The sequence below is a fragment of the Pseudomonas sp. LBUM1640 genome, from assembly GCF_059716225.1.
Map to the genome: position 1 here is coordinate 603,196 of NZ_CP166816.1, position 16,002 is coordinate 619,197.

The window sequence follows — 16,002 nt, forward strand, 5'->3', positions numbered from 1 at the left end:
CGATCTAGTAACTGCTCTCCGGCAAGCTCGCAATAATCGACCGGTAGCTGTTCATCCGCTGCTGCTGCACGCGGCCGTCTTCCAGGGCCTTGAGCAGTGCACAGCCTGGCTCGCGGTCGTGTTTGCAGTCGCGGAAGCGGCAGGTGCCGATCAGGTCGTTGAACTCGATGAAGCCCGCTTCCACATCGCTGCGGCTGACGTGGCCGAGGCCGAATTCACGGATGCCTGGGGAGTCGATCAACTCGCCGCCGCCAGGGAAGTGGAACAACCGCGCGGTGGTGGTGGTGTGGGTGCCCTGGCCGGACAGCTCCGAGAGCGGGCCGACGCGGGTGTCGACTTCCGGCAACAGGCTGTTGACCAGCGATGACTTGCCCACGCCCGACTGGCCGACGAACACACTGATGCGCCCGTCCAACTGCTGTTGCAGTTGTTCCATGCCGTTGCCGTGATGCGCCGAGACTTCCAGCACCGGGTAACCCAAGGTGCGGTAGACCGCCAGCAGCGCGTTGAGCGCCGGGGCGTTCTGCTCGTCGATCAGGTCGAATTTGTTCAGCAGCAACAGCGGGCGAATACCGGCATGCTCGGCTGCGACCAAATAGCGGTCGATCAGGTTGGCATGCGGCTCGGGCAGTGGCGCGAACACGATCACGATCATGTCGACGTTGGCCGCCACCGGCTTGAGTTGGCCACGGCTGTCGGGGCGGCGCAGTTCGGTGGTGCGCGGCAACTGGGCGACGATCACGCCGATGCCCTGGTTGCCGGCACGCCACACAACCTTGTCGCCAGTCACCAGCGCCGGCAGGTTGGCGCGCAAGTGGCAACGGGAAACAGAGCCTGCGAGTTCGCCTTCCAGCGCCTCGACTTCGACCTGCACACCAAAGTGCGCGATCACCAGGCCCGTTTGTTCGGGGCCCAGGTCGCCGCCTTCGAGCGCTTCCACGGCGGAGGATTCACGTTTGGCGGCGCGAGCGGCGCGTTCACCTTGAATCTTTTCGATGCGCCAGTTTTGGCGACGATTGAGCTGGCGTTTGGCCATTGGTGTTCCGTGTCGATAATGCAAAGGTTAGGTAAAACGGTCGCGAGTCTAGCACGGCCCCGCCTGCTAAACTGCGCAGCTACGCCAAGGTGCAAAGAGAATCAAGCCATGCAAAACCCACAGAACCTGATTTGGATCGATCTGGAAATGACCGGTCTGAACCCCGACACCGACGTCATCATCGAGATGGCGACGATTGTCACCGACAGCAACCTCAACACCTTGGCCGAAGGTCCGGTGATCGCCATCCACCACAGCGACGCCGTACTCGCCACCATGGACGAGTGGAACACCCGCACCCACGGCAATTCCGGCCTGACCCAGCGCGTGCGCGACAGCCGCATCAGCATGCGCGACGCCGAAGCCGAAACCATCGCTTTCCTGGAAAAGTGGGTGCCCAAGGGCAAATCGCCGATCTGCGGCAACAGCATCTGCCAGGACCGCCGCTTCCTTTATACGCATATGAAAGGGCTGGAAAGCTACTTCCATTATCGCAACCTGGATGTGTCCACCTTGAAAGAGCTGGCTGCACGTTGGGCGCCGGAAGTTAAGGACAGCTTCCATAAAGGCAGCACTCACTTGGCGTTGGATGATATTCGCGAATCGATTGCTGAGTTGCAGCATTACCGTAAGCATTTCATCAAGGCTTGAATATGTGGCGCCCGGCCCGGCGCCTTCGCGAGCAAGCCCGCTCCCACATTCGACTGCATTCCAAAGGTGGAACTCGGTCAAATGTGGGAGCGGGCTTGCTCGCGAAGGGCGCGCCTCGGTCTTTCGCCATACGCCCTCTTTTGGTGCCATCACCAAATGATTAGACTGCGCGCCTCTTTGCAAGGATCGCCATCATGCTGTTGATGCTCTACCTCATCGCCATCACCGCCGAAGCCATGACCGGGGCCTTGTCTGCCGGGCGGCGCGGCATGGACTGGTTTGGTGTGGTACTGATCGCCTGCGTCACCGCCCTGGGCGGCGGTTCGGTGCGCGATGTGCTGTTGGGGCATTACCCGTTGACGTGGGTCAAGCACCCGGAATACCTGGTACTGACCTCTATCGCGGCATTGGTAACGATCTTTATCGCGCCGTTGATGCGTCATCTGCGCTCGTTGTTCCTGGCGCTGGATGCCGTCGGCCTGGTGGCGTTCACGTTGATCGGCTGCATGACCGCCCTGGAAATGGGCCACGGCATGTTGGTGGCTTCGGTCAGCGGCGTGATCACCGGGGTGTTCGGCGGCATCCTGCGGGATATCTTCTGCAACGACATCCCACTGATCTTCCGCCGTGAGCTGTATGCCAGCGTGTCGTTCCTGGCCGCGTGGTTTTACATGCTGTGTCTTTATCTGGAGCTGCCGAGCGAGCAAGCGATTCTGCTGACCTTGTTCAGCGGCTTTCTATTGCGCCTGCTGGCGATACGGTTTCACTGGGAAATGCCCAAGTTCGTCTACAACGACGACGTGCACTAGCGGTTGGCGTGCTGGTTCAGCGCCCATTCCACGTGTTCACGCACTAACTCGGAGGGATAGTCCCGGCGCGCCTTCAAGGCTTCCAGCACCGGAATGCTCGACGGCGCATTGCCCAGGCCCACCGCCAGGTTGCGCAGCCAGCGCTCATAACCGGCGCGGCGTAGCGGCGAACCCTCGGTGCTGCTGAGGAATTTATCCTCGTCCCACATAAACAGTTCGGCCAGCTCGGCGTTATCCAGATTGTGCCGTGGCTTGAAATCGCCCTCAGCGGTGGGGCGGGCGAAACGATTCCACGGGCAAACGATCTGACAGTCATCGCAACCGAACACGCGGTTGCCGATTAATGGGCGCAAGTCTTCCGGGATGGCAGTCTTCAGTTCGATGGTGAGGTAGGAAATGCAGCGTCGCGCGTCCAGTACATAGGGGCCGACGAAGGCATTGGTGGGGCAGATATCCAGGCACGCGGTGCAGCGGCCGCAGTGCTCGGTGCTGTGCGGGGCGTCAACCGGCAGGGGCAAATCGACAAACAGCTCGCTCAAGAAGAAATAGCTGCCGGCCTTGCGATTGAGCACCAGGGTGTTTTTGCCGATCCAGCCGAGACCGGCTTGCTCGGCGATGGCTTTTTCCAGCACCGGCGCGCTGTCGACAAAGGCGCGAAAACCAAACGGGCCGATTTGCGCCTGAATACGGTCAGCCAGTTGCTGCACGCGCTTGCGGATCAGCTTGTGGTAATCGCGGCCCAGCGCGTAGCGGGAGATGTAGGCTTTTTCTGGCTTGGCCAGCAATTGCGCCATTTGGGTGTCGCCTGGCAGATAATCCATGCGCAGCGACACCACGCGCAAAGTGCCCGGCACCAATTCATCGGGATGCGAGCGTTTGCTGCCATGGGCGCCCATGTAGTCCATCTCGCCGTGGTAGCCCGCGTCGAGCCAACGTTGCAGGTGTTGTTCATGCTCGGCCAGGTCGAGGCCGCTGATGCCGACTTGTTGAAAGCCCAGCTCGCGGCCCCAGTCTTTGATCGATTGGGCGAGGGCGGGCAGATCGGTGGTGATGGCAGGCATGAGACAAGGGAAACCGCAGGTTAGATAGGTATAATTCTGCCAGACATCGGAGCTTGAAGACGCATGCCGCAGACAAAACACGCAATAACCGACGTACAGCCACTGTTACACGGCCATTTGCCGCAACTGGCCGCACGTTCCCCGGACGCCCATAAAGGCCAATTCGGCCACCTGCTGGTCATCGGCGGCGACCGCGGCTTTGGCGGCGCCGCGCTATTGAGTGCAGAAAGCGCCTTGCGCAGCGGCGCGGGCATGGTTTCGCTGGCGACCCGTATTGAACACGTGCCAGCCGCGTTGGCGCGTTTGCCAGAAGTCATGACGGTGGGCGTTAGTTCGGCCAACCAGTTGATGGGGTTGCTGGAAAAGATCTCGGTGATTGTCATCGGCCCTGGCCTGGGTGACGCCTCTTGGGGCAAAAGCCTGCTTTCCGTCGCTGCCAACGCCAAGCAGCCGCAAGTCTGGGATGCTGACGCGTTGAATCAGTTGGCCACGGGCAGTGTCAGCCTGCCGGCCAACTCGGTAATCACACCACACCCTGGCGAGGCCGCGCGCTTGATGGGCATCACGACAGCCGAGGTTCAGGCCGATCGCCTTAAGGTGGCGCGCGCGTTGAGCCAGAAATTCAATGCAGTGGCTATCCTCAAGGGTGCTGGCAGTTTGATTGCCTGCCCGGACGGGCGTGTTTCGCGCTGTGATCAGGGCCATCCGGCGATGGCCACTGCGGGGTTGGGGGACGTGTTGAGCGGTGTGGTCGGCGCGTTGCTGGCCCAAGGTATGCCAGCCTATGAGGCCAGCTGCCTGGCGGTGTGGTTGCACGCTACGGCCGGGGATCGCCAAGGCACTTTTGGTCGCGGCCTGGCTGCCAGCGACCTGATACCTGCCATTCGTCAATTGCTGGAGGAGCAGTCACCGTGTCTGAAGTAACTCTTTTCCTGGCCGATGAAGACGCGATGGTCGCGTTGGGTGGTCGCATCGCCCAGGTTACGGCCGGCGCTGGGCTGGTCTTTCTTGAAGGCGACTTGGGGGCGGGTAAAACCACGCTGTCGCGGGGGATTATTCGCGGCTTGGGCCATACGGGCGCGGTAAAAAGCCCGACGTTCACCCTGGTCGAACCCTATGAGATCGGTGAGGTGCGAGCCTTCCACTTTGACCTCTATCGCCTGGTCGACCCCGAAGAGTTGGAGTACATGGGCATCCGTGATTACTTCGACGAAGATGCGTTGTGCCTGATCGAGTGGCCAGATAAAGGCACAGGCTTTTTGCCAAAGCCGGACCTGACCATTACCATTACGCCGCATGAATCAGGACGTCAGCTGAAGTTGTTGCCCCAGAGCGCGCGCGGCCAGTCGTGGTGCGCCGCTTTGGCATTGGAATTCAAATAATTGGTGGGGTTAGGTATGCGCTTTCGCGCGATGGTTGCTGTCGTAGGGGTGTTGCTTGCGGCAATGACTTTCAATGCTCTGGCTGCTTCACAGGTGAAAAGTGTTCGCCTGTGGCGAGCGCCGGATAACACGCGACTGGTGTTCGACCTGTCTGGCCCGGTCCAGCACAGCGTCTTTACCTTGACGGCGCCTGATCGCCTGGTGATCGACATCAACGGTGCGACCCTGGCCGCGCCGCTGAAAGTCTCCACCGCCAACACACCGATTACTGCGATGCGCTCGGCCCAGCGCACGCCGACCGACCTGCGTGTGGTCATCGACCTGAAAAAGGCCGTCACCCCGAAAAGTTTTGTGCTGGCGCCTAACGCCCAATACGGCAACCGTTTGGTGGTCGACCTGTTCGACAACGCCGCCGATGCCGCGCCGCCGCCTGCGCCAACCCCGAGCGTTGCGACCGTGCCGGCCGTGCCGGTCAACCCGTCGCAGCCTCAGGTCAAACTGCCGCCGCCGCCGCCAGCGCCTGCGGGCAAGCGCGATATCATCGTGGTGATCGACGCCGGCCATGGTGGTGAAGACCCGGGTGCCTCCGGCTCGCGCGGCCAGCATGAAAAAGACGTGGTACTGGCCATCGCCCGTGAACTGCAGCGCCAGGTCAATGGCATGAAAGGCTATCGCGCCGAGCTGACCCGCACCGGCGACTACTTCATCCCGTTGCGCGGCCGAACCGAAATCGCCCGCAAGAAAGGCGCCGACCTGTTCGTGTCGATCCACGCCGACGCCGCACCGTCTGCCGCCGCCTTCGGCGCCTCGGTGTTTGCGCTGTCGGATCGCGGCGCCACGTCCGAGACCGCGCGTTGGCTGGCTGACAGTGAAAACCGTTCCGACTTGATCGGCGGAGCCGGCAACGTGTCTCTCGACGACAAAGACAAAATGCTTGCCGGCGTACTGCTCGACCTGTCGATGACCGCGTCACTGACCTCCAGTTTGAACGTCGGCCAGAAAGTCCTGAGCAACATCGGTCGCGTCACGTCTTTGCACAAGCAGCGCGTGGAGCAGGCCGGGTTCATGGTGTTGAAGTCGCCGGACATTCCATCGATCCTGGTGGAAACCGGGTTTATCTCCAACTCCAACGAAGCCTCGAAGCTGGCCAGTGCCAGCCACCAGCAGGCGTTGGCGCGTTCTATCAGCGCGGGCATTCGCCAGTTCTTCCAGCAGAACCCGCCACCGGGCACTTACATTGCCTGGCTGCGTGACTCCGGGAAAATCGCCCAGGGCCCGCGTGACCATCGCGTGCAGCCCGGCGACACCCTGGCGATGCTGGCCGTGCGCTTCCAGGTCTCGGCCGCTACCTTGCGCAGCGCCAATAACCTGAAAACCGATGAGTTGAAAGTTGGCCAGGTGTTAACCATCCCTGGCACCGAATTGGCGGCGCAGTAATGAGCGAATCAGTCTTGAACAGTGGTTCGCGTATCGAACTGCTCAGCCCACGCCTCGCCAACCAGATTGCTGCGGGCGAGGTGGTTGAGCGCCCGGCGTCGGTGATCAAGGAACTGCTGGAAAACAGCATCGACTCCGGCGCCAAGCGCATTGATGTCGACGTGGAGCAGGGCGGCGTCAAGCTGCTGCGGGTGCGCGATGACGGCAGCGGCATCTCTTCCGATGACCTGCCGCTGGCCCTGGCGCGTCACGCCACCAGCAAAATCCGTGACTTGGAAGACCTTGAACGGGTGATGAGCCTGGGCTTTCGCGGTGAGGCTTTGGCGTCTATCAGCTCGGTGGCGCGCCTGACCCTGACCTCGCGCACCCGCAGCGCCGAGCAGGCCTGGCAGGTGGAAACCGAAGGCCGTGACATGGCGCCTCGGGTCCAGCCAGCCGCGCACCCCGTGGGCACTTCGGTGGAAGTGCGCGACTTGTTCTTCAACACCCCGGCGCGGCGTAAATTCCTCAAAGCCGAAAAAACCGAATTCGATCACCTGCAAGAAGTCATCAAGCGCCTGGCCTTGGCGCGTTTCGACGTGGCGTTCCACTTGCGTCACAACGGCAAGACCATCCTCAGCCTGCACGAAGCCCATGACGACGCTGCGCGCGCTCGGCGGGTCTCGGCGATTTGCGGCGCAGGCTTCCTGGAGCAGGCACTGCCGATTGAAATCGAACGTAATGGCTTGCGGCTGTGGGGTTGGGTCGGGTTGCCGACCTTCTCCCGTAGCCAGGCGGACTTGCAGTATTTCTTTGTGAATGGTCGCGCGGTCCGCGACAAACTGGTGGCTCACGCGGTGCGCCAGGCCTATCGCGACGTGCTGTTCAACGGGCGGCATCCTACGTTTGTACTGTTTTTTGAGGTCGACCCGTCGGTGGTCGACGTCAACGTGCACCCGACCAAGCACGAAGTGCGCTTCCGTGACGGGCGCATGGTGCATGACTTCCTGTATGGCACCTTGCACCGTGCCCTCGGTGATGTGCGCCCGGACGATCAACTGTCTGCGCCGATTGTGACGGCGGTGGTGCGCCCTAGTGGCCCGGACGCCGGTGAGTTCGGCCCTCAGGGCGAAATGAGCCTGGCGGCCAATTTGCTGCAATCGCCACAGCCACAGCCCGCTTATACGGCGCCGGGTTCCGGGTCGGGTGCGGGTTACCAGTATCAATACACGCCGCGTCCGCAATCGGCGGTGCCGGTGGCGGAGGCCCAGGCGGCCTACCGCGAATTTTTTGCGCCGCTGCCCGGTGCCGAACCGGGCGCTGTCGCGTTGCCGGAGGGCGGTGGTGATATCCCGCCGCTGGGCTATGCGCTGGCGCAACTCAAGGGCATCTACATCCTCGCGGAAAACGCCCATGGCCTGGTGCTGGTGGACATGCACGCCGCCCATGAGCGGATCATGTACGAGCGCCTGAAAATCGCCATGGCCAGCGAAGGCCTCAGCGGCCAGCCATTGCTGGTGCCCGAATCCCTGGCAGTGAGCCAGCGTGAAGCCGATTGTGCTGAGGAGCACCACAGCGTGTTCCAGAAGCTGGGCTTCGAATTGCAGCGCCTGGGCCCGGAAACCCTGGCGATCCGACAGATTCCGGCATTGCTCAAGCAAGCCGAAGCTAACCGTCTGGTCGCCGACGTGCTGGCGGATCTGATGGAATACGGCACCAGTGATCGCATCCAGGCACACATCAATGAGCTGCTCGGCACCATGGCCTGCCACGGCGCCATCCGCGCCAACCGCCGCCTGGCTTTGCCGGAAATGAACGGCTTGCTGCGCGACATGGAAAACACTGAGCGCAGCGGCCAATGCAACCATGGCCGACCGACCTGGACCCAAATGGGCCTGGACGATCTGGACAAACTGTTCTTGCGCGGCCGTTGATGAGCGCCTTGCCCCCCGCGATCTTCCTGATGGGCCCCACGGCCGCCGGCAAGACCGACCTGGCCATCGAGCTGACCAAGGTGTTGCCGTGCGAGCTGATCAGTGTTGACTCTGCCCTGGTTTACCGGGACATGGACATCGGCACGGCCAAGCCCTCCAAAGCGCTGCTGGCCGAGTATCCGCATAAGCTGATCGACATTATCGACCCGGCCCAAAGCTATTGCGCGGCAGATTTTCGCGCGGATGCCTTGGCGGCCATGGCCGACATCACCGCGCGGGGCAATATTCCGCTGCTGGTGGGCGGCACGATGCTCTACTACAAGGCTTTGCAGGAAGGCCTGGCGGACATGCCACCGGCCGACGCCCAGGTGCGCGCCGAGCTTGAGGAAGAGGCTGCACGCCTTGGCTGGCAAGCCCTGCACGACCAATTGGCGGCGGTTGACCCGGTGTCGGCGGCGCGCATTCACCCCAATGACCCCCAGCGCCTTAGTCGCGCCCTGGAAGTCTGGCGGGTCAGCGGCCAGACCATGACTGAACATCGGCTGAAACAAACTGCGCAAAGTGCTGACGCAGGCGCATCTGGACAGTCAGTATTGCCCTATACTGTGGCGAATCTGGCCATTGCTCCGGCAAATCGTCAGGTGCTGCATGAACGAATTGCACAAAGATTCACAATTATGTTGGAACAGGGGTTTGTGGAGGAGGTCGTAGCACTGCGTTCCCGAGGTGACCTGCATGCTGGGTTACCGTCGATACGTGCTGTTGGCTACCGCCAAGTCTGGGATCATCTGGATGGCAAGCTGACGTCAGCCGAAATGCAGGAGCGCGGCATCATTGCCACGCGCCAATTGGCGAAGCGCCAGTTCACCTGGTTGCGCAGCTGGAGCGATTTGCACTGGTTGGACAGCCTGGACAGCGACAATCTGTCACGCGCCTTGAAATACTTGGGAACGGTCTCCATATTGAGCTGAGTCCTTGCAATTGCCGTCTATCCTTGGGGGTGTGACGGCCATAAGCTATCTATTTTCCGAATTTTATTATTGATCCTTAAAGGAGTGCGGCACATGTCAAAAGGGCATTCGCTACAAGACCCTTACTTGAATACTTTACGTAAAGAGAAAGTGGGGGTTTCCATCTACCTGGTCAACGGGATCAAGCTGCAAGGCACGATCGAGTCGTTCGACCAGTTCGTGATCCTGCTGAAAAACACCGTCAGCCAGATGGTTTACAAGCACGCTATCTCGACAGTAGTTCCAGTTCGTCCTATCCGTCTGCCTAGCGCAGCTGGTGATGAAGCCGGTGACGCTGAGCCAGGTAACGCCTGATAGGAGTCTCCTTTGTTCTTTGAGCGCCACGGTGGTGGTGAGCGAGTGATCCTCGTTCACTTGGATGGACAGGACCCTGAGGCGCGCGAAGATCCGCAGGAGTTTCAGGAGTTGGCAAATTCGGCCGGCGCCGAGACCGTTGCGTTTTTTAACGTGCCGCGTCATCGGCCAACCGCCAAATTCCTGATCGGCAGCGGCAAGGTCGAGGAACTGCGCGAGCTGGTTCATGCCGAAGAAGCCGATCTGGTGATCTTCAATCACACCCTTACGCCCAGTCAGGAACGTAACCTCGAACGTGTTTTCGAGTGTCGCGTGATCGACCGCACCGGTCTGATTCTCGATATTTTCGCCCAGCGCGCCCGTACCCATGAGGGCAAGCTCCAGGTAGAACTGGCCCAGCTTGACCACATGAGCACCCGGCTGGTTCGCGGCTGGACTCACCTTGAGCGTCAGGGTGGCGGTATCGGCATGCGCGGTCCGGGCGAAACCCAACTGGAAACCGACCGACGTCTGCTGCGGGTGCGCCTGCGCCAGATCAAGGGCCGCCTGGAGAAGGTGCGCAGCCAGCGCGAACAATCGCGTCGTGGCCGTATGCGTGCGGATATCCCTACCGTTTCCCTGGTGGGCTATACCAACGCCGGCAAATCCACCCTGTTCAATAACGTGACGAAATCGGACGTGTACGCGGCCGACCAACTGTTCGCTACCCTCGACCCGACCTTGCGTCGTCTGGAACTGGACGACTTGGGGCCGATTGTCCTGGCCGATACTGTAGGCTTCATTCGTCACCTGCCTCACAAGCTGGTCGAGGCGTTTCGGTCTACGCTCGAAGAGTCGAGCAATTCCGACTTGCTGTTGCACGTGATCGATGCGGCTGAACCGGATCGCATGTTGCAGATTGAACAGGTGATGGTGGTGCTGGGCGAGATTGGTGCACAGGACTTGCCGATCCTCGAGGTCTATAACAAACTCGATTTGCTTGAGGGCGTTGAGCCACAAATTCAGCGCGACGAGGACGGCAAGCCCCAGCGGGTCTGGCTGTCGGCGCGCGATGGCAGTGGTTTGGAATTGCTTGAACAAGCCATTGCCGAGTTGCTGGGCAGCGATTTGTTCGTCGGCACCTTGCGCTTGCCTCAGCGTTTTGCTCGACTGCGTGCACAGTTTTTCGAGTTGGGCGCCGTACAGAAAGAAGAATACGACGAAGAAGGTGTCAGCTTGCTGGCCGTTCGATTGCCGCGCTCGGAGCTGAATCGGCTGGTCAGCCGTGAAGGTGTGGTGCCGACGGAGTTCATCGAACAACACACTTTGCAATAAAAGCCTCCTAAAGCGGTTGTGCCGCAGCAGCAGGCATTCTGTAGCATTGGTCGGCGCGCCGTGGGTGCGTCTTTGCTTTATCAGATGGAGAGCGCTATGGCTTGGAATGAGCCGGGTGGCAACTCGAATAATCAGGATCCTTGGGGTGGTAAACGCCGCAATAATGGCGACCGCAAGGGGCCACCAGATCTCGACGAGGCCTTCCGAAAGCTGCAGGAAAGCCTGAATGGGTTGTTCGGTGGTGGGAAAAAACGTGGTGGTGACGACGGCGGTCGCACAAGCAAGGGCGGTGGCTATGGCCTGCTGGGCCTGGGTCTTGTCGTGCTCGCAGCCGTGTGGCTGTACAGCGCGGTTTACGTAGTCGACGAGCAGGAGCAAGCCGTGGTGCTGCGCTTCGGCAAGTACTACGAGACTGTCGGCCCCGGCCTGAACATCTATTTCCCCCCGATCGACAAGAAGTACATGGAGAACGTCACGCGTGAGCGTGCCTACACCAAGCAGGGCCAGATGCTGACCGAAGACGAGAACATCGTCGAAGTGCCGCTGACCGTGCAGTACAAGATCAGCAACCTGCAGGATTTCGTGCTGAACGTTGATCAGCCAGAGATCAGCCTGCAACACGCAACCGAAAGCGCCCTGCGCCACGTGGTGGGTTCTACCGCCATGGACCAGGTGCTGACTGAAGGTCGTGAGTTGATGGCCAGTGAGATCAAGGAGCGCCTGCAGCGGTTCCTCGATACGTATCGCACCGGTATCACCGTCACCCAGGTGAACGTACAGAGCGCAGCTGCACCGCGCGAAGTGCAGGAAGCCTTTGATGACGTGATCCGCGCCCGTGAAGACGAGCAGCGTTCGCGCAACCAGGCTGAAACCTACGCCAACGGCGTTGTGCCGGAAGCCCGTGGTCAGGCCCAGCGTATCCTTGAGGATGCCAACGGTTACCGCGATGAAGTGGTCTCGCGCGCCAAGGGTGAGGCGGATCGCTTCACCAAGCTGGTCGCCGAGTACCGCAAGGCTCCGGAAGTCACGCGTGAGCGTCTGTACCTGGACACCATGCAGGAAGTCTTCAGCAACACCAGCAAGGTTCTCGTGACCGGCAGCAAGGGTGGGCAGAACAACCTGCTGTACCTGCCGCTGGACAAGATGATCGAAGGTGGTCGTAGCAGTACCAGCGCGCCGGCTACCGGTTCGACCGCTGCTGCCAACGAAGCGAGCGCCCGTGCGGCCGCTGACTTGCTGCAACAGCAAACACGTACCAGGGAGAGTCGTTGATGAGCAATAAATCGCTGACCGCCCTGATTGTGGGCGTCGTCGTGGTCATCGCTGCCTGGAACTGCTTCTACATCGTGTCTCAGACCGAGCGCGCGGTGTTGCTGCAATTCGGTCGTGTGGTCCAGGCAGATGTCCAGCCGGGCCTGCATGTGAAAGTCCCCTACGTGAACCAGGTGCGCAAGTTTGACGGCCGCCTGATGACCCTGGATGCACCGACACAGCGCTTCCTGACCCTGGAAAAGAAAGCCGTGATGGTTGACGCCTACGCCAAGTGGCGCGTCAAGGATGCCGAGCGCTTCTACACTGCGACTTCCGGCCTCAAGCAGATTGCCGACGAGCGCTTGTCGCGCCGTCTGGAATCGGGCCTGCGTGACCAGTTTGGTAAGCGCACCCTGCACGAGGTGGTATCCGGTGAACGTGATGCGCTGATGGCTGACATCACACGCTCGTTGAACACCATGGCTGAAAAAGAGCTGGGCATCGAAGTTGTCGATGTTCGGGTCAAGGCGATCGACCTGCCCAAGGAAGTGAACCGCAGCGTGTTCGAGCGTATGAGCACCGAGCGTGAGCGTGAAGCCCGTGAGCACCGCGCCAAGGGTAACGAGTTGGCTGAAGGTATCCGTGCGGATGCCGACCGTCAGCGCCGTGTACTGCTGGCAGAAGCTTATCGCGAGTCTGAAGAGGCCCGTGGTGATGGCGATGCTCAAGCGGCGTCGATCTATGCCAAGGCTTATGGCCAGGACCAGGAGTTCTACGCGTTCTATCGTAGCCTGCGCGCCTACCGTGAAAGCTTCGCGAACAAAACCGACGTCATGGTGCTGGACCCAAGCAGCGACTTCTTCCGCTACCTGGAAAAGTCCAAGTAACCAGCCGGTGATTCTGTAGGACCCACTCCGTCGGGCGGCTAAAATGCCTGGCGGGGTGATCCTTTCAGAAAACGGGTGTATGATGCGGCAGCCGGGAAATTCCCGGCTTTTTTGCGTCTGCATGTTTGATTGTTGTTGTGCGCCGCAGACGCCACAGGTTTTTCGAGGAAAGTGCCCGACGAGGCCGCTAGCAGGCCATTTCGTCACGTCGTTCTTGCGCGTTGTTTACGCGGGGGCCGGGCATTTTCTGCTTCACTCAAGGCTCGGCCGAGGGCTGGCCGCCCGGATCATAGGGGAATGGCGTAATGGCAACGGTAGACCGCTGGCTGCTGCCAGATGGCATCGAAGAAGTACTGCCACCAGAAGCTGCGCGCATTGAAGTAGCGCGTCGCCAGGTGTTGGATCTGTTCCAGAGCTGGGGTTACGAGTTTGTCGTGACTCCCCATATCGAGTACCTGGAATCCCTGCTGACAGGCGCGGGCCAGGACCTGGATCTGCGCACCTTCAAGGTCATCGACCCGCAGTCGGGCCGGCAAATGGGCTTTCGTGCCGACATCACGCCGCAAGTGGCGCGTATCGATGCGCACACCTTGCGCCGCGAAGGCCCGAGCCGCCTGTGCTACGCCGGCAGCGTGCTGCATGCTCAGCCGCGTGCCTTGTCGTCTTCGCGTAGCCCGATCCAGCTGGGCGCCGAGTTGTACGGTGATGCCAGCCCGAGCAGCGACGTTGAAGTGATCAGCTTGATGCTGGCCATGCTGCAGCTGGCGGATGTGCCGGATGTGCACATGGACCTGGGCCACGTGGGTATTTACCGTGGCCTGGCCCGTGCAGCCGGTTTATCCGGTGAAGTGGAGCAACAGTTGTTCGATGCCCTGCAGCGCAAGGCCATCGATGAAGTCATCGCCCTCACCGAGGGTGTGCCGGCTGACCTCGCCGACATGCTGCGCGCACTGGTCAACCTGTGCGGCGGCCGTGAAGTGCTGGTGGCTGCCCGTGAGCGCCTGGCCAATGCGCCGGCGCCAGTATTGGCGGCGCTGGATGACGTGCTGGCGATTGCCGAGCGGTTGTCGGCGCGGTTCCCGGAGTTGCCGCTGTATTTTGACCTGGGCGAGTTGCGCGGCTACCACTACCACACCGGTGTAGTGTTCGCCGTATTTGTACCGGGTGTTGGCCAAGCCATCGCCCAAGGCGGTCGTTATGACGATATCGGCGCCGATTTCGGTCGCGCACGTCCGGCGACCGGCTTTTCCACCGATTTGAAAACCCTGGTGACCCTGGGGCGTGCTGAGGTCGAGCTGCCGTCTGGTGGCATCTGGATGCCCGACAGTACGGACGCAGCACTCTGGCAGCAGGTTTGCCAGTTGCGCAGTGAGGGTCAGCGTGTTGTCCAGGCTTTGCCTGGGCAGCCATTGGCCGCCGCCCGTGATGCGGACTGCGACCGGCAATTGATTCTGCAGAACGGGCTTTGGCAAGTTTCGCCACTGGCTTCTTGAGTTTTCCTGCCGGCCATCGCCGGCACCAAGTTTGCGCGAATGAGGACAAGTGTTATGGGTAAGAATGTCGTAGTCCTGGGCACCCAATGGGGTGATGAGGGCAAAGGCAAGATCGTTGATCTGCTGACCGAACATGCTGCCGCCGTAGTGCGCTACCAAGGTGGCCACAACGCTGGCCACACCCTGGTCATCGATGGCGAAAAAACCGTCTTGCACCTGATCCCGTCGGGCGTACTGCGCGAAGGCGTGCAGTGCCTGATCGGTAACGGCGTGGTGGTTGCACCTGACGCCCTGCTGCGTGAGATCACCAAGCTGGAAGAGAAAGGCGTACCGGTGCGCGAGCGCCTGCGTATCAGCCCGTCCTGCCCGCTGATCCTGTCCTTCCACGTTGCGCTGGACCAGGCCCGTGAAAAGGCCCGTGGCGAGCTGAAGATCGGTACGACCGGTCGTGGCATCGGCCCGGCCTACGAAGACAAGGTTGCTCGTCGTGGCCTGCGTGTGGGCGACCTGCTCAACATGCCGCGTTTTGCAGACAAGCTGCGTGAACTGGTGGACTACCATAACTTCATGCTGGTGGGTTACTACAAAGAGCCAGCCATCGAGTTTGAAAAGACCCTGGCTGAGTGCAAGGAATACGCTGAACTGCTCAAGCCGCTGATGCTGGACGTGACGGCCGAGCTGCACGACCTGCGTCGTGCCGGCAAAGACATCATGTTCGAAGGCGCCCAAGGTTCGTTGCTGGACATCGACCACGGCACCTACCCGTACGTGACCAGTTCCAACACCACCGCTGGCGGCGTTGCGACCGGTTCGGGCGTCGGCCCGATGTTCCTGGACTACATCCTGGGCATCACCAAGGCTTACACCACACGCGTAGGTTCGGGTCCATTCCCGACTGAGCTGTTCGACGAAGTCGGTGCGCACCTGGCCAAGCAAGGTCACGAGTTCGGCGCGACCACCGGCCGTGCTCGTCGTTGCGGCTGGTTCGACGCGGTTATCCTGCGTCGCGCTATCGATGTGAACAGCATCTCGGGCATCTGCCTGACCAAGCTGGATGTACTCGACGGTCTGGAAACCATCAACATCTGTGTCGGCTACAAAGATGCAGACGGTAAAGACGTTGCCCCGACCGACGCTGACAGCTACGTAGGCCTGCAGCCTGTGTACGAAGAAGTGCCAGGCTGGACCGAATCGACCGTGGGTGCCAAAACCCTGGAAGAGCTGCCAGCTAACGCGCGTGCTTACATCAAGCGCGTTGAAGAGCTGATCGGCGCGCCAATCGACATTATTTCGACGGGCCCGGACCGCAACGAGACCATCGTTCTGCGTCACCCGTTCGCTTAATAAGCTGTTGATGTAAAAAGCAAAGGGCTCCTTCGGGAGCCCTTTGTCGTATCTGGCTGGTAAACGGCACGACCCTTGCTATGGTTCTTTCTTTCGCGG

General features: G+C 60.8%; 15 protein-coding genes. 13 read left to right on the forward strand and 2 right to left on the reverse strand.

Going from position 1 to position 16,002, the window contains the following annotated elements; genetic code table 11:
- Nucleotides 1-4: 4 nt before the first annotated feature.
- The gene (rsgA, locus tag ACA065_RS02595) at nucleotides 5-1,036 is read right to left on the reverse strand and encodes a small ribosomal subunit biogenesis GTPase RsgA (RefSeq protein WP_003171340.1); all 1,032 of its coding nucleotides are present in this window, start codon (nucleotides 1,034-1,036) and stop codon (nucleotides 5-7) included.
- 108 nt (nucleotides 1,037-1,144) lie between these two features.
- Between rsgA and orn the strand changes: the two genes are divergently transcribed.
- Both orn and ACA065_RS02605 read left to right on the forward strand, forming a co-directional pair.
- Nucleotides 1,145-1,687, forward strand: coding sequence for an oligoribonuclease (gene orn / locus ACA065_RS02600; protein ID WP_056860533.1), 543 nt, complete (start codon nucleotides 1,145-1,147; stop codon nucleotides 1,685-1,687).
- 191 nt (nucleotides 1,688-1,878) lie between these two features.
- Nucleotides 1,879-2,496, forward strand: coding sequence for a trimeric intracellular cation channel family protein (locus tag ACA065_RS02605; protein ID WP_169875734.1), 618 nt, complete (start codon nucleotides 1,879-1,881; stop codon nucleotides 2,494-2,496).
- On the opposite strand, the gene queG is transcribed toward ACA065_RS02605, so the two are convergent.
- Nucleotides 2,493-3,557, reverse strand: coding sequence for a tRNA epoxyqueuosine(34) reductase QueG (gene queG, locus ACA065_RS02610; RefSeq protein WP_497693192.1), 1,065 nt, complete (start codon nucleotides 3,555-3,557; stop codon nucleotides 2,493-2,495). The two genes, ACA065_RS02605 and queG, sit on opposite strands and share 4 nt — an antisense overlap.
- Before the next feature lie 63 nt (nucleotides 3,558-3,620).
- Here queG and ACA065_RS02615 point away from each other — a divergent pair, with 63 nt between their 5' ends.
- The 11 genes from ACA065_RS02615 to ACA065_RS02665 all read left to right on the forward strand — a co-directional run bounded on the left by ACA065_RS02615 (nucleotide 3,621) and on the right by ACA065_RS02665 (nucleotide 15,903).
- Entirely contained in the window at nucleotides 3,621-4,481 is an 861-nt protein-coding gene (locus ACA065_RS02615; protein ID WP_497693193.1) for an NAD(P)H-hydrate dehydratase, read from the forward strand.
- The gene (gene tsaE, locus ACA065_RS02620) at nucleotides 4,469-4,939 is read left to right on the forward strand and encodes a tRNA (adenosine(37)-N6)-threonylcarbamoyltransferase complex ATPase subunit type 1 TsaE (protein WP_497693194.1); all 471 of its coding nucleotides are present in this window, start codon (nucleotides 4,469-4,471) and stop codon (nucleotides 4,937-4,939) included. Before ACA065_RS02615 ends, tsaE begins: the two co-directional genes overlap by 13 nt.
- Nucleotides 4,940-4,954: 15 nt before the next feature.
- Nucleotides 4,955-6,376 (forward strand): N-acetylmuramoyl-L-alanine amidase, encoded by a 1,422-nt coding sequence (locus tag ACA065_RS02625; RefSeq protein ID WP_159953879.1) that lies wholly within the window; start codon nucleotides 4,955-4,957, stop codon nucleotides 6,374-6,376.
- Complete coding sequence (gene mutL, locus ACA065_RS02630; protein ID WP_497693195.1) at nucleotides 6,376-8,289, forward strand: DNA mismatch repair endonuclease MutL; 1,914 nt, start codon at nucleotides 6,376-6,378, stop codon at nucleotides 8,287-8,289. The genes ACA065_RS02625 and mutL overlap by 1 nt, the downstream gene beginning before the upstream one ends.
- Nucleotides 8,289-9,260 (forward strand): tRNA (adenosine(37)-N6)-dimethylallyltransferase MiaA, encoded by a 972-nt coding sequence (gene miaA / locus ACA065_RS02635; RefSeq protein WP_497693196.1) that lies wholly within the window; start codon nucleotides 8,289-8,291, stop codon nucleotides 9,258-9,260. The genes mutL and miaA overlap by 1 nt, the downstream gene beginning before the upstream one ends.
- Nucleotides 9,261-9,353: 93 nt before the next feature.
- The gene (gene hfq / locus ACA065_RS02640; RefSeq protein ID WP_159953882.1) at nucleotides 9,354-9,614 is read left to right on the forward strand and encodes an RNA chaperone Hfq; all 261 of its coding nucleotides are present in this window, start codon (nucleotides 9,354-9,356) and stop codon (nucleotides 9,612-9,614) included.
- Between the two features lie 12 nt (nucleotides 9,615-9,626).
- Nucleotides 9,627-10,928, forward strand: coding sequence for a ribosome rescue GTPase HflX (gene hflX / locus ACA065_RS02645; RefSeq protein ID WP_497693197.1), 1,302 nt, complete (start codon nucleotides 9,627-9,629; stop codon nucleotides 10,926-10,928).
- A gap of 96 nt (nucleotides 10,929-11,024) precedes the next feature.
- Nucleotides 11,025-12,200 (forward strand): FtsH protease activity modulator HflK, encoded by a 1,176-nt coding sequence (hflK, locus tag ACA065_RS02650; RefSeq protein WP_106577626.1) that lies wholly within the window; start codon nucleotides 11,025-11,027, stop codon nucleotides 12,198-12,200.
- Entirely contained in the window at nucleotides 12,200-13,066 is an 867-nt protein-coding gene (gene hflC, locus ACA065_RS02655; RefSeq protein ID WP_110622580.1) for a protease modulator HflC, read from the forward strand. The genes hflK and hflC overlap by 1 nt, the downstream gene beginning before the upstream one ends.
- Before the next feature lie 305 nt (nucleotides 13,067-13,371).
- The gene (locus tag ACA065_RS02660) at nucleotides 13,372-14,559 is read left to right on the forward strand and encodes an ATP phosphoribosyltransferase regulatory subunit (protein WP_497693198.1); all 1,188 of its coding nucleotides are present in this window, start codon (nucleotides 13,372-13,374) and stop codon (nucleotides 14,557-14,559) included.
- Between the two features lie 54 nt (nucleotides 14,560-14,613).
- On the forward strand, nucleotides 14,614-15,903 hold the full coding sequence (locus ACA065_RS02665; RefSeq protein WP_497693199.1) for an adenylosuccinate synthase: 1,290 nt from the start codon (nucleotides 14,614-14,616) through the stop codon (nucleotides 15,901-15,903).
- Nucleotides 15,904-16,002 lie beyond the last annotated feature (99 nt).

Excerpts from the sequence above, each read along its gene's own strand:
- rsgA (WP_003171340.1), bottom strand. The coding sequence starts at position 1,036 with ATGGCCAAACGCCAGCTCAATCGTCGCCAAAACTGGCGCATCGAAAAG.
- orn (WP_056860533.1), top strand. The coding sequence starts at position 1,145 with ATGCAAAACCCACAGAACCTGATTTGGATCGATCTGGAAATGACCGGT.
- queG (WP_497693192.1), bottom strand. The coding sequence starts at position 3,557 with ATGCCTGCCATCACCACCGATCTGCCCGCCCTCGCCCAATCGATCAAA.
- ACA065_RS02615 (WP_497693193.1), top strand. The coding sequence starts at position 3,621 with ATGCCGCAGACAAAACACGCAATAACCGACGTACAGCCACTGTTACAC.
- ACA065_RS02625 (WP_159953879.1), top strand. The coding sequence starts at position 4,955 with ATGCGCTTTCGCGCGATGGTTGCTGTCGTAGGGGTGTTGCTTGCGGCA.
- mutL (WP_497693195.1), top strand. The coding sequence starts at position 6,376 with ATGAGCGAATCAGTCTTGAACAGTGGTTCGCGTATCGAACTGCTCAGC.
- miaA (WP_497693196.1), top strand. The coding sequence starts at position 8,289 with ATGAGCGCCTTGCCCCCCGCGATCTTCCTGATGGGCCCCACGGCCGCC.
- hfq (WP_159953882.1), top strand. The coding sequence starts at position 9,354 with ATGTCAAAAGGGCATTCGCTACAAGACCCTTACTTGAATACTTTACGT.
- hflK (WP_106577626.1), top strand. The coding sequence starts at position 11,025 with ATGGCTTGGAATGAGCCGGGTGGCAACTCGAATAATCAGGATCCTTGG.
- hflC (WP_110622580.1), top strand. The coding sequence starts at position 12,200 with ATGAGCAATAAATCGCTGACCGCCCTGATTGTGGGCGTCGTCGTGGTC.
- ACA065_RS02660 (WP_497693198.1), top strand. The coding sequence starts at position 13,372 with ATGGCAACGGTAGACCGCTGGCTGCTGCCAGATGGCATCGAAGAAGTA.
- ACA065_RS02665 (WP_497693199.1), top strand. The coding sequence starts at position 14,614 with ATGGGTAAGAATGTCGTAGTCCTGGGCACCCAATGGGGTGATGAGGGC.